Origin of the sequence: Bradyrhizobium guangdongense (assembly GCF_006483445.1) — a bacterium.
In the GTDB taxonomy this organism is placed as follows: Bacteria; Pseudomonadota; Alphaproteobacteria; order Rhizobiales; family Xanthobacteraceae; genus Bradyrhizobium; species Bradyrhizobium guangdongense_A.
Genome location: NZ_PPPT01000126.1, coordinates 1 through 10,532, shown reverse-complemented (window position 1 = coordinate 10,532; position 10,532 = coordinate 1). Strand labels below are relative to the sequence as shown.

General features: G+C 64.0%; 14 protein-coding genes, 1 tRNA gene and 1 pseudogene. 7 read left to right on the top strand and 9 right to left on the bottom strand.

The window, feature by feature from the left end; all coding sequences use genetic code 11:
* From C2U70_RS18650 to C2U70_RS18640, 3 genes and pseudogenes are all read right to left on the bottom strand, one after another.
* Positions 1–278 (bottom strand): annotated as a pseudogene (locus C2U70_RS18650) (hypothetical protein); the annotation flags it as partial.
* A 106-nt stretch (positions 279–384) separates the two neighbouring features.
* A complete protein-coding gene (locus C2U70_RS18645) occupies positions 385–873 on the bottom strand; it encodes an Lrp/AsnC family transcriptional regulator (RefSeq protein WP_140979888.1) in 489 nt (162 codons plus the stop codon).
* A gap of 102 nt (positions 874–975) precedes the next feature.
* Positions 976–1,281: an ETC complex I subunit gene (locus C2U70_RS18640; protein ID WP_140979887.1), complete on the bottom strand. Its 306-nt coding sequence runs from the start codon at positions 1,279–1,281 to the stop codon at positions 976–978.
* A gap of 273 nt (positions 1,282–1,554) precedes the next feature.
* Here C2U70_RS18640 and C2U70_RS18635 point away from each other — a divergent pair, with 273 nt between their 5' ends.
* The 5 genes from C2U70_RS18635 to C2U70_RS18615 all read left to right on the top strand — a co-directional run bounded on the left by C2U70_RS18635 (position 1,555) and on the right by C2U70_RS18615 (position 6,382).
* Positions 1,555–2,727, top strand: a complete 1,173-nt coding sequence (locus C2U70_RS18635; RefSeq protein ID WP_140979886.1) for an OpgC domain-containing protein — start codon at positions 1,555–1,557, stop codon at positions 2,725–2,727.
* A 199-nt stretch (positions 2,728–2,926) separates the two neighbouring features.
* A complete protein-coding gene (locus C2U70_RS18630; protein ID WP_140979885.1) occupies positions 2,927–3,325 on the top strand; it encodes a translational machinery protein in 399 nt (132 codons plus the stop codon).
* A gap of 131 nt (positions 3,326–3,456) precedes the next feature.
* The gene (locus C2U70_RS18625) at positions 3,457–4,440 is read left to right on the top strand and encodes an efflux RND transporter periplasmic adaptor subunit (RefSeq protein ID WP_246666789.1); all 984 of its coding nucleotides are present in this window, start codon (positions 3,457–3,459) and stop codon (positions 4,438–4,440) included.
* Positions 4,437–5,672 (top strand): ABC transporter permease, encoded by a 1,236-nt coding sequence (locus C2U70_RS18620; protein WP_140979883.1) that lies wholly within the window; start codon positions 4,437–4,439, stop codon positions 5,670–5,672. The genes C2U70_RS18625 and C2U70_RS18620 overlap by 4 nt, the downstream gene beginning before the upstream one ends.
* A 26-nt stretch (positions 5,673–5,698) precedes the next feature.
* Positions 5,699–6,382, top strand: coding sequence for an ABC transporter ATP-binding protein (locus C2U70_RS18615; RefSeq protein WP_140979882.1), 684 nt, complete (start codon positions 5,699–5,701; stop codon positions 6,380–6,382).
* Between the two features lie 33 nt (positions 6,383–6,415).
* Here C2U70_RS18615 and C2U70_RS18610 read toward each other — a convergent pair whose 3' ends face one another.
* The gene (locus C2U70_RS18610; protein ID WP_140979881.1) at positions 6,416–6,610 is read right to left on the bottom strand and encodes a hypothetical protein; all 195 of its coding nucleotides are present in this window, start codon (positions 6,608–6,610) and stop codon (positions 6,416–6,418) included.
* Between the two features lie 310 nt (positions 6,611–6,920).
* On the opposite strand from C2U70_RS18610, the gene C2U70_RS33065 reads away from it, so the two are divergent.
* Positions 6,921–7,082: a hypothetical protein gene (locus tag C2U70_RS33065; protein ID WP_186294344.1), complete on the top strand. Its 162-nt coding sequence runs from the start codon at positions 6,921–6,923 to the stop codon at positions 7,080–7,082.
* Between the two features lie 242 nt (positions 7,083–7,324).
* Here C2U70_RS33065 and C2U70_RS18605 read toward each other — a convergent pair.
* The 4 genes from C2U70_RS18605 to C2U70_RS18590 all read right to left on the bottom strand — a co-directional run bounded on the left by C2U70_RS18605 (position 7,325) and on the right by C2U70_RS18590 (position 9,666).
* Positions 7,325–7,401 (bottom strand) — tRNA-Pro (locus C2U70_RS18605).
* 76 nt (positions 7,402–7,477) lie between these two features.
* Positions 7,478–7,960: a DUF192 domain-containing protein gene (locus C2U70_RS18600; protein WP_140979880.1), complete on the bottom strand. Its 483-nt coding sequence runs from the start codon at positions 7,958–7,960 to the stop codon at positions 7,478–7,480.
* Positions 7,961–8,060: 100 nt separating this feature from the next.
* A complete protein-coding gene (locus C2U70_RS18595; RefSeq protein ID WP_186294343.1) occupies positions 8,061–8,708 on the bottom strand; it encodes a cold-shock protein in 648 nt (215 codons plus the stop codon).
* A 196-nt stretch (positions 8,709–8,904) separates the two neighbouring features.
* On the bottom strand, positions 8,905–9,666 hold the full coding sequence (locus C2U70_RS18590; RefSeq protein ID WP_140979878.1) for an SIR2 family NAD-dependent protein deacylase: 762 nt from the start codon (positions 9,664–9,666) through the stop codon (positions 8,905–8,907).
* 380 nt (positions 9,667–10,046) lie between these two features.
* Here C2U70_RS18590 and C2U70_RS33060 point away from each other — a divergent pair, with 380 nt between their 5' ends.
* Positions 10,047–10,211 (top strand): hypothetical protein, encoded by a 165-nt coding sequence (locus tag C2U70_RS33060; protein WP_186294342.1) that lies wholly within the window; start codon positions 10,047–10,049, stop codon positions 10,209–10,211.
* Between the two features lie 87 nt (positions 10,212–10,298).
* Here the strand turns inward: C2U70_RS33060 and C2U70_RS18585 are convergent.
* Positions 10,299–10,532 (bottom strand): hypothetical protein (locus C2U70_RS18585; RefSeq protein WP_140979877.1); only part of this gene is annotated, 234 nt, incomplete at its 5' end.

Sequence of the window (10,532 nt, the reverse complement as noted above, 5' to 3'; positions counted from 1 at the left end):
GTGCCATCGAAATTGCCGCCGCCGCTCTCACTACCACCGCCGCTGCCACCCTTGCGCGACGTCCGCGGAGCGTCCGCCTCCGGCTTGCTCGCCTTGGCGGGCTTGGCCGGTTCAACCGCCCGCGGCGCCTCCCGCGAACCGGACAGGGTCTTGTCGCTGTTGCCGATGCTGCCGCCGGCGCTGCCCGACTGGGCGCGCGCGAGGCCCGGCAAGGCAGCAAGAGCAAGTGCCGCGGTGAGCAAGGTGACCTTGGCGGTGGGGCCGGCAATCCCAGGCATATCAAATCATTCCCAATGAACAGCAAGGCGCGCAGAAAATATGCGGGGATCGTTGCCGTTCCGCCGAGGCGCGTCAAGCGGGGTTGAACCGCACCTAGCCGGCACCCTACACTCCCGCGGCCGCGATCTCCTGCACCGGCAGCGGCACGTCCTTCGCAACCCCCAGCACCGGAAAGCTGCGCACGTTCTTCACGTTCGGCATCGCCGCGAAATGCAAAAGCTGCTGGCGCATGCTGTCCACGCTCGGCGCCACGCATTTCAGGAGATAGTCGGTATCGCCGGAGATGCGCCAGCACTGCTGGATGCGCGGCACCGCCGCGACCGAGGTCTCGAAGGCTTCCAGCACCGGCTGGGCCTGGCTGCCGAGCTGGATGGCAACGAAAGAGACGACCTCGTACCCCAGCAGCCGCTCGTCGATGACGGCGCGAACCGCCTTGACCACGCCGCGCCTGAACAGGGATTTCAGCCGCCGCAGGCAATTGGGCGCGGACACGCCGACGCGCAGCGCCAGCTCATTGTTGCGGACGCGGCCATCGGCCTGCAGCTCGGATAGTATCTTCAGATCGACGCTGTCGAGCTGATCGCGCCCGGCCATGGCCACCTCACGGTCCCCTCATGCTTCCAGCAGCGAAGCATGCGGCGGAATCGGTGCCAAGGCCCCGTCAAGGGCCAACGCAGGCCGTCTGGGACGGCGAGGTCAGTGCGTCCAGGGCTCGCCGCGCCGGAAGGAGAAATTGTCGGCATAGGCGACGGGACGGCGGATCGATTCCTGGGGCTCGATCACCTGGTAGGCAATGCCCTTCCGCTCGCAATAGGCGACCGCCTCGTCCTTGCTGTGGAAGCGCAGCGTGATCTGCTGCTTCATGTCGCCGGACGATGTCCAGCCCATCAACGGCTCGACCGCACGCGGCTGCTCCGGCTCGTAGTCGAGCTGCCATTCCCGGGTCTTGGACTTGCCCGATTGCATCGCGTTCTTGGCGGGCTTGAAAATGCGCGCGGTCATTGGACGGCCGGATCCTCTATCGTCTGTTTGCCTTAGCCTGTGCGTCACCGGGGCAGTTGGTAGAACGCACCGGGATAGTATAGAGACACCTTTCGGGAATTTGATCTGCGATTCCACAATCCCTTGGGTGACGTTGCCGATGGGTATAGTCATTATGCCGCGCCGTGACAATCTCGTGCCCCGCCCTCCCCGGGCCGGGAGCCTGCCTCCCGGGCCACGCCCGATCCACCGACGCTCGTGTTCTCCGGTCTCCTCCTCGAAAGCTCCCGTCGAATGGCCTTCCTGAACATCAACGCCACGCTTCCCGAAAAGGGCCGCGACCTCCGGCTCGACCTGTTTCGCGGCGTCGCGAACTGGGCGATCTTCCTCGACCACATCCCCGACAATGTCGTGAACTGGATCACGACGCGGAACTATGGCTTCTCCGACGCCGCCGACCTGTTCGTCTTCATCTCCGGCTACACCGCCTCTTTCGTCTATGCGCGGATGATGCTGGATCGCGGCTTCATCGTCGGCGCCACCCGGCTGACCAAGCGGGTCTGGCAGCTCTACGTCGCGCACATCATCCTGTTCGTGATCTACATCGCCTCGATCAGCTATCTGGCCCTGCGCTTCGGCGATTCCGACATGATCAACGAGTTCAATGTCGCGGGCCTCGTCGACCACGCCACGGAGACGCTGCGGCAAGGGCTGTTCCTGCGCTTCAAGCCGCTCAATCTCGACGTGCTGCCGCTCTACATCGTGCTGATGGGCCTGTTTCCGCCGGTGCTGTGGTTCATGCTCCGCAAGCCTGACGTGACGATGGTGCTGTCCATCGTGCTGTGGCTCGCTGCGCGCCAGTTCGGCTGGAATCTGACGGCCTATCCGGCCGGACAGTGGTACTTCAACCCCTTTTGCTGGCAGGTGCTGTTCGTGTTCGGCGCATGGTGCGCCATGGGCGGTGCGCGGCGCTCGGGCGCGCTGATCAACTCGCCGATCACGCTGTGGTTCTGTCTCGGCTATCTGCTGTTCGCACTGATCATGACCATGGCCGGCCGCTTCCCCAGCTTCGGCGGCATGTTCCCACAATGGCTGTTCTCGGCCTTCAACCCCAACGACAAGACCAACCTCGCCCCCTATCGCTTCCTGCACTTCGTCGTGATCGTGATCCTGGTGATCCGCTTCGTGCCGAAGGAGTGGCCGGGGCTGGAGTGGAAGGTGTTCGATCCGCTGATCGTATGCGGACAGCAGTCGCTTGCCGTGTTCTGCGTCGGCGTGTTCCTGTCCTTCGTCGGCCATTTCGAACTGTCGCTGAGCTCGGGCTCGTTGCTGGCGCAAATCCTCATCAGCATCGCCGGCATCGCGATCATGACGACGGTCGCCTACTACATCTCGTGGTCGAAGCGACAGGACAAGCCGCTGAAACCGCCCGCGCCGAAGGCTCCGGCGGTGGCGACGCCCGGCTGAGCCAGCCGCTGATGTGTTCACGATGGGTGCGCCGACCGACGCACCCATCCCGCCCCGATCAGCTCCGCAGATTGACCTGCGTCAAGCGGCCCGAACCGTGGGCCGACTAGATTTCCTGCCGTCCCCCAGGCCGCCGGATGCGCCACGCGTCAACACGCTTCAAGCTCCGGCCGGCCGTCTCTCGTGAAGGCCAGGAAACATGTCTAACCATTTTCACGCCGTCGTTTGGATCGATCACTCGCAAGCGAAGGTTTTCCACGTCGGACTCGGCGGCGCCGACGAAGTGACGCTGCATCCCCATCTTCCGACGCGCCATCTTCATCATAAGGCCGGATCGATCGGCAGCGGCCATGCCGGCGCCGACAAGACCTTCTATGCCGAGGTCGCCAAGGCCGTCAGCGATGCGGGCGAAATCCTGATCATGGGGCCGGCCGGCGCGAAGACGGAGTTCGCCCATCACCTCCGCGATCACGCCCCCGATCTCGCCAAGCGGGTCGCAGCCGTCGAGGCCGCCGACCATCCCTCGGACGGCGAAATCGTCGCCTATGCGAAGCGTCACTTCAAGATGCCGCCGCCGCGGGTCAGGGCGCCGGCCTAGACGGCTGCCAAACGCCAGCCGAGCCCATCATGAACATGAGGTTCTCACCTCCTTCAACGGCCGAAGCAGACATCGGTTCGGACGGTGAACACCGATCCCTGTCGTTGCGGAGATGGGGTCCTATCCTCCTGTTGCTCGCCGCATCGGCGGGCGGCGCGTGGTGGTGGCTGTCGCGCGGTCCCGCCATCACCGCCGCGCGCGTGACCCGGGGCGATGCCGCCGAAATCGTCTATGCAACCGGCGCGGTCGAGCCCGAGACCTGGTCGCGCTCGACCCCGCTGGTGCGCGGCCGCATCGTCGAACGCTGCCGATGCGAGGGCAAGGCCGTGAAGGCCGGCGACATCCTGGCGCGGCTCGACGACAAGGAGGCCCAGGCAACCCTGAACGATCTGCACGCCCTCGAGGTCTTCCAGCGCCGCGAATTCGATCGGCAGACGCAATTGCTGGCCCGAGGTGCCACGACATCCCAGGCGCAGCAGCGCGCCGAGAGCGACCTTGCGCGCATCCAGGCGCAGATTGCGGCGCAGGCCCAACGCCTCGACTATTTCAAGCTGGTCGCGCCGATGGACGGCGTTGTGCTCAAGGAGGATGGCGAGGTCGGCGACATGGTCGACCCCGGCACGATCCTCTACCGCATCGGCCTGGAAAGACCGCTATGGGTGGTCGCCGACGTTAACGAGGAGGACATTCCTCGAGTCGAGGTCGGCCAGAATGTCCTGCTGCGCACTGACGCTTTCGCCGGTCAGCCGCTGTCCGGCGTCGTAAAACTGATCACGCCGGCGGGCGACCCCGTGTCCAAGACTTTCCGCGTCCGCGTCGGGCTGCCCGACGACACTCCGTTGCGCGTGGGCATGAGCGTGGAGGCCAATATCGTCACGCGCGAAAAGCGCGACGTGCTGCTGGTCCCTAGCAATGCGGTCGCCAACGGCAGGCTACTCGTGATCGACGAGGGCCGCGCCCGGATGCGCAAGGTCGGCATCGGGATTCGCGGCAACGGTTTCGTCGAGGTGGTCGACGGCATCAGCGCCGGCGAGCTGGTCGCCTCACCTGCGACCACGAACATCCGCGACGGCTCCCGGGTTCGCTGGCGGGATATCGAGCCGGCCGTTCCATGACCCTCGTCCTCTCCATGGCCTGGACCCATGTCCGCCACCGCGCCCGCCAGACGCTGGTCGCCGTGGCCGGAGTCATGACAGGGGTGGGCTTCTCCGTCATGATGGCGGCGATGATGGAGGGATCGCAGGACGACTTCATCAAGACGCTGGTCGATGCCCTGCCCCATATCTCGATCACGGACGAGTTGCGCGAGCCGACAAGGCAACCGGCGGACGCGCTCTACGCCGCCGCGGAGTTTCACGGCCTGACCCCGGACGTCAGGCGCCCCGGCATCAAGAATCCCATGGCCACGATCGCGTCGCTCAGGAGCTGGGTCCCGGGAGCCCTCACGCCCTCCGTGCAGTCCAAGGCCGTGCTGCGCTTCGCCGGACGCAATCTGACGACCTCGATCATCGGCATCGATCCGCGGACCGAAGCCGAGGTCTCCAACCTCGCGACGCACATGAAGCAGGGGACGCTGAACTCGCTCTACCGCGAGTCGAACGCGCTTCTGCTGGGCGACCGCTTGGCGAACAAGATCGGCGCCCGGATCAACTCCAACATCACGCTGGCATCGGCCAACGGTGCGACCATGAATGCGACGGTCGTCGGGCTGTTCCATACGGGCTTTCGGGCCACCGACGAGACCACCGGCTTCGTGCTGCTGAAAACGGCCCAGATCCTGGAACGACAGACCGGCATCATCAACGAGATCCGGATACGGACCAGCGATCCCATGCAGGCCCGGCTGATCAGCGAACGGATCGGCGAGCAGACGGGCTACAAGTCCATTTCCTGGCAGGAGGCCCAGGAGGACCTGCTCTCGGCCATCACGCTCCGCAACGTGCTGATGTACACGATCGTCGGCGCCATCCTGCTGGTGGCGAGCTTCGGGACCTACAACATCATCTCCACGATCACGCACGAAAAGACCCGAGATATTGCCATCCTGAAATCGCTGGGCTTTGGGAACGGCACGATCCGCAGGATCTTCATTGTCGAGGCCCTGCTCGTCGGCCTCGTGGGTTCGGCGCTCGGCTGCGTGCTCGGCTATCTGATGACGCGCGGACTGGCCTCGCTCGAGTTCAAGACGCCGTTCTCCGACTACAACCACCTGCCCGTGCTCTATTCGGCGAGCCATTATCTGCTGGCGAGCGCCGTTGCCCTGGCATCGAGCTTCATTGCCGGCTATTTCCCGGCGCGAGGAGCCGCGCGCCTGCATCCGGTCGACATCATCAGGGGTGCAACGTGACGGTTCCCCTCATTGAAGCGCGGCAGATGACGAAGGTCCTGCCGGGGATCGTTCCGGTGACGCTGGTTCACGACGTCGATCTGATCATCCAGCCGCGTGAGTTCGTTGCAATCACCGGTCCCTCCGGCTCGGGCAAATCCTCGCTGCTCTATCTGCTCGGACTGCTCGACGTCCCCACCAGCGGCGATGTACTAATCAACGGCCGCTCGACGACCCGGATGAGCGAAGAGGAACGCGCCTACGTTCGGTTGGCCCAGCTTGGCTTCGTGTTCCAGTTCCATTTCCTGCTGCCGGAGTTCAGCATCACCGAGAACGTCGCACTGCCGATGCGCGCCCTTGGCAGGCTGTCGCCGCGGGCGATCATGGCGCGCGCCGAGGACCTGCTGGCCTCGCTCGGCCTTGGTGATCATCTCAGGAAGAATCCGGACCAGCTCTCCGGCGGCCAACGTCAGCGTGTCGCGGTCGCTCGCGCACTGGCAAACGATCCGCCTGTCATCCTGGCTGACGAGCCGACCGGCAGCCTCGATTCCGTTTCCACCGGCCAGGTCTTCGACATCCTGCGGGCGCTCGTGGAACAGCGCGGTAAGACCGTGGTCGCCGTGACGCACGACCTCGATCTGGCGCGCCGCATGCATCGACAGATCGAGTTGCTGGACGGCCGGCTGACCAAAGACGAGCGCCGCGTGGTCGACCCCGCGCAACAAGGCTGACGCCGCGCGAGCAGCTCGCCGCGGCTCGGCCGGTCAGGCCGCCTCGTCGTCGCTGTATTCGACGAACTTCTTGTAGATCCAGTCCCGCCCGTCATGCCGGCGCCAGACCTTGCCGAACACCAATTGCCCGTTGATCGAGCGCCGCGGCAGGATCACGGTCCACAAATGCCAGATCTCCGCCCAACTGGCGCGCGGATTGAGGTTTCGGATAGCGCGATCGAAGGCCATGGTGCGTCACTCGCAACAAACGAAGCACCGCGGCGAATGTGATCTTGGGTGAGCCTCGTCCTTGGGCAAAGCGCCGCGGGTGGTGCCGATCTGATAACGATCGCCGGGCCCGCCGCAACAACAGCTCCGCCTTAACCTAACCGGTCAACCTTACTTGTAATGTGGGATTTCGCTCGCGCCTGTTGAAGCGCACGCGCGTCTCTTCTAAACTGCGCGCACGATTTGAGTAAGCGCGTAGCTCGTGACGTGCGTGACGTTTTCGAACTGAAATTGAATTTCGCATAGACATACTGTTCGGGTTGAAACGCCCATGAAATTGCAATGTACATATTTGCGCCTCGCGGTCGTCTCGCCGCCGCGCACGGCGCCGGCCAAGCCGGATGCTCCAAGACCTCCCAAGGCCGCCGTCAACGACAACAACGTCGCCTGGCCGCTGTTTCCATTTCCGGAAGGCTGGTACGCCTCGGGCTAAACCCACGCGAGCTTGTCCCGAAATGCGCGACGCCGCCGAGCGGAATATCTTCGCTGGGCGGCGCCGGTTTATGTGCTGGGCCCTCAAATCCCCCAGCACTCATGAGTCTGCCGGGCCAGCCAAAGGTTCGATGAAGCTTCGATAATCTCGTGCAGCGCCTGATGAAAATCGCTCGCAGCGCCTGCGAAAAATCACGCACAAAGCGAGACTACGAGCAGCGAATATTTGTGGTTGGGGTGGGCTGGTCGGGGCAGCTGGATTCGAACCAACGACCTGCAGTACCCAAAACTGCCGCGCTACCAGGCTGCGCTATACCCCGAATGTGTCCAGCAGGCCCCGTCGATACACGCTTCATGGGCCGCCAGCAAGACGGCAATCGGCGCCGATAAGGGCGCCTATTTGCCGCCGAATAGCGGGTGCGCCACGCGGTCGCCGGGCCGGATGCCGTACTTCTGCGCCGTGCCCGCCGGCACCTCCAGCACCGCCTTGGCGAGCCCCCTGGACGGAATGATCTTGGTCGACATCGGCTCGGTGTTCTCAGCGATCCGAAGGATGCGGCCGTCGGCACGGATGAAGATCATGTCGAGCGAGATGTAGGTGTTCTTCATCCACATCGTCACTTCCTGCTCGGGCGAGAAGTCGAACAGCATGCCCTTCCCGTCCGCGAGCTCCTTCCGGTACATCAGGCCGGTCTGCTTCTCCTCCTCCGTGGTCGCCATCTCCACGGCGAACACCTGCACGCCGTTCTTGGTGGCGATCTCGAGCGGCTGGAAGTTGGCGGCCTGAACGGCGCTCGCGGCAACAAAGGCCACGGCGACGAGGACGGCAGCAAACCATCCCCGGGCAAGGGTCCAGGCGGGATATCGATCAAAATTCATGGGACGGCACTCATCGCCAGCGGCGTAACGGGATCGGAACTCATCCTAACCCGGCGATCATGGCAAATGCCAGACGGGCCCGAAGTGCGACGACAAGCCTTTAGTGCGAAGACAAGCCCGGCGATCCCGTCTCGGGATGGATCTCGGCCGCCATCATGCCCTTGGAACCCGGCCCAAAGCGGACCAGCACATACTGGCCCGGCCTGAGCTCGGTCATGCCGAAGCGGCGCAGCGTCTCCATGTGCACGAAGATGTCGGGCGTGCCCTCGCCGCAGGTGAGGAAGCCGAAGCCGCGCAGCCGGTTGAACCACTTGACCTGCGCCCGCTCGAGCCCCGAGGTCGGCGTCACCGTGACGTGGGTGCGCGGCGGCAGCATCTGTGCCGGGTGGATCGCGGTGGACTCGTCCATCGAGACCACGCGGAAGGCCTGGTAGCCCTTGGCGCGCTGCACACACTCGACGACGATGCGGGCGCCCTCATAGGCGGTCTGGAAGCCGTCGCGCCTGAGCACGGTAACGTGCAGCAGCACGTCGGCCCAGCCATTGTCGGGAACGATGAAGCCGTAACCCTTCGAAGCGTCGAACCATTTGATGACGCCGGTCACCTCGACGAGGTTGGCGCCGGTTTCACCAAGACCGGTGAAGGGACTGAGCGCCGGGTCGTCACCCGGGGCAAGACGCCCCGGTCCAGTACCGCCTGGCCCGGGAACTCCGACCTTCTTGGACTCAAATCCGTCCGACGACCCCATAACCCCGGACCCCACACATCCATCGCAAGCCGTCGCAGTGACGGTGCCGAATCACGCGTCCGATCGAGAACTTCTCACCGCGACGCCACACGAATCTCTCGAATCAAAAGATAACACTCCCGGTTGCGGCGCATAGACAAAAAAGAGATTCGCCGGAACCTATGAACAGCTTGCACAGCCGCGAATCAAACCGGCGTCAGTTGCCTACGAAAGGACCAAGCGTCTCGCCGATGTCGTATCGGATCACGAGGTCGGCGATGTCGTCCTGCTCGGTCGGCTCGCGGTTGATGATGACGAGCCGCGCGCCGCAATTCTTGGCCATCATCGGAAAACCGGCCGCCGGCCACACCACCAGCGAGGAACCGATCGCGATGAAGAGGTCGCAGGCCTGCGAAAGGGCGGTCGCGCGCTGCATTTCACCCTCCGGCATCGCCTGCCCGAACGAGATGGTCGCGGTTTTCACCGGCTCGCCGCACTCCGTGCAGTCGGGCGCGGCGCCGTCGGCGTCAAAACGCTGCTTCACCCAGTCGAGCTTGTAGGTCGCGCCGCAGCCGATGCAGCGCGCATAAGTGGTATTGCCGTGGAGCTCAATCACGTGATCGGGCGCAATGCCGGAATTTTGGTGCAGATTGTCGATGTTCTGGGTGATGACCGCGGGAACCTTGCCGGCGCGGTAGAGCGATGCCAGGGCACGATGACCGCGCCCGGGCTTTGCCGCGGCAAAAGTCTCCTCCATGGCGAAGCGCCGGCGCCAGGCTTCGTCACGCGCGTCCTGGCTCGCGACGAATTCGTCGAACGGGATCGGGCGGTTACGCGTCCACACGCCACCCGGCGAGCGAAAATCCGGGATGCCGCATTCGGTCGAGATGCCGGCGCCGGTGAAGGGTACGATGGTCTTCGCCGCGGCGATCATGTCGCCGAGCCGCTCCACGCCACTGCGAAGATCCGATGCAATCATGCCATGCAAACCCCTGCCGAGGGATTCAATTATAGCACGTCTGCTGTCCGATGCGGCGCGCCGAACGTTTGGTCTTCCGATTGCGACCAAGTCATTTCGACAAAGCAATTTGCGGACAGGTGATTTGCGGTCGGGCTAGCGACAAGACGTACGAGCGACAAGCATGCTGTCGCTCTTTTCCACGATGAAGCGCACACGACTGGGAAAATTTTTCCGCCCTTCGCCAATCACAATCCTGCACTGCCTCTTCCCCATTGACGCCCCAATCGGAGTCGCCAATGCATGTCGCAAGATTCGACTCGATGCGCTGCTTCGGCAACGCGAGGGGGAGTCGGTATTACTGGTGACAAGGGTCAGTATTCGCAAGGAAAGGGATGGGCATGACCGAAGAAGAAAAACGCAAAGCACGCGAGCGAGACGAGATCGCCGAACGTGTCGCAGCCTTCCGCGCAACGCAGGAAAAGTTCAAGCGCGAGCGCGAAGAGTACTTCGTGTCGACGCTTGAGAATGCCCGTAAGGCCGAGCGGCCCTCGCTCTGGCCGTAATCGTTTCGTTCAGTCGGACAAAGCAAGAGCCCGGAGCACCGCTCCGGGCTTTCGTTTTGTGGCTTTCTTTTTGTCGGGGACGATGCGCTACCAGTGACGATAGTGGTGATGCCTGTAGTAGCGCGGTCCGCCGTAATAGGCGTACGGGCCCGGACCATAATCATAATAGGCAGGCCCATAGTAGCGCGGGCCGTAATAGTAGCCCGGTCCGTAGTACGGGTGCGACGCCGCGATCGCGCCTGCAGTGATCGCGCCGGCCGCCAGGCCGAACGCCAAACCCGGACCGATACCGCGACCGCCCGCCTGGGCCGGCGGGGCGAG

What these genes read in the sequence shown, in the direction of transcription:
- C2U70_RS18645 (WP_140979888.1), bottom strand. Translation starts at nt 873, where the DNA reads ATGGCCGGGCGCGATCAGCTCGACAGCGTCGATCTGAAGATACTATCC.
- C2U70_RS18640 (WP_140979887.1), bottom strand. Translation starts at nt 1,281, where the DNA reads ATGACCGCGCGCATTTTCAAGCCCGCCAAGAACGCGATGCAATCGGGC.
- C2U70_RS18635 (WP_140979886.1), top strand. Translation starts at nt 1,555, where the DNA reads ATGGCCTTCCTGAACATCAACGCCACGCTTCCCGAAAAGGGCCGCGAC.
- C2U70_RS18630 (WP_140979885.1), top strand. Translation starts at nt 2,927, where the DNA reads ATGTCTAACCATTTTCACGCCGTCGTTTGGATCGATCACTCGCAAGCG.
- C2U70_RS18620 (WP_140979883.1), top strand. Translation starts at nt 4,437, where the DNA reads ATGACCCTCGTCCTCTCCATGGCCTGGACCCATGTCCGCCACCGCGCC.
- C2U70_RS18615 (WP_140979882.1), top strand. Translation starts at nt 5,699, where the DNA reads ATGACGAAGGTCCTGCCGGGGATCGTTCCGGTGACGCTGGTTCACGAC.
- C2U70_RS18610 (WP_140979881.1), bottom strand. Translation starts at nt 6,610, where the DNA reads ATGGCCTTCGATCGCGCTATCCGAAACCTCAATCCGCGCGCCAGTTGG.
- C2U70_RS33065 (WP_186294344.1), top strand. Translation starts at nt 6,921, where the DNA reads ATGAAATTGCAATGTACATATTTGCGCCTCGCGGTCGTCTCGCCGCCG.
- C2U70_RS18600 (WP_140979880.1), bottom strand. Translation starts at nt 7,960, where the DNA reads ATGAATTTTGATCGATATCCCGCCTGGACCCTTGCCCGGGGATGGTTT.
- C2U70_RS18595 (WP_186294343.1), bottom strand. Translation starts at nt 8,708, where the DNA reads ATGGGGTCGTCGGACGGATTTGAGTCCAAGAAGGTCGGAGTTCCCGGG.
- C2U70_RS18590 (WP_140979878.1), bottom strand. Translation starts at nt 9,666, where the DNA reads ATGATTGCATCGGATCTTCGCAGTGGCGTGGAGCGGCTCGGCGACATG.
- C2U70_RS33060 (WP_186294342.1), top strand. Translation starts at nt 10,047, where the DNA reads ATGACCGAAGAAGAAAAACGCAAAGCACGCGAGCGAGACGAGATCGCC.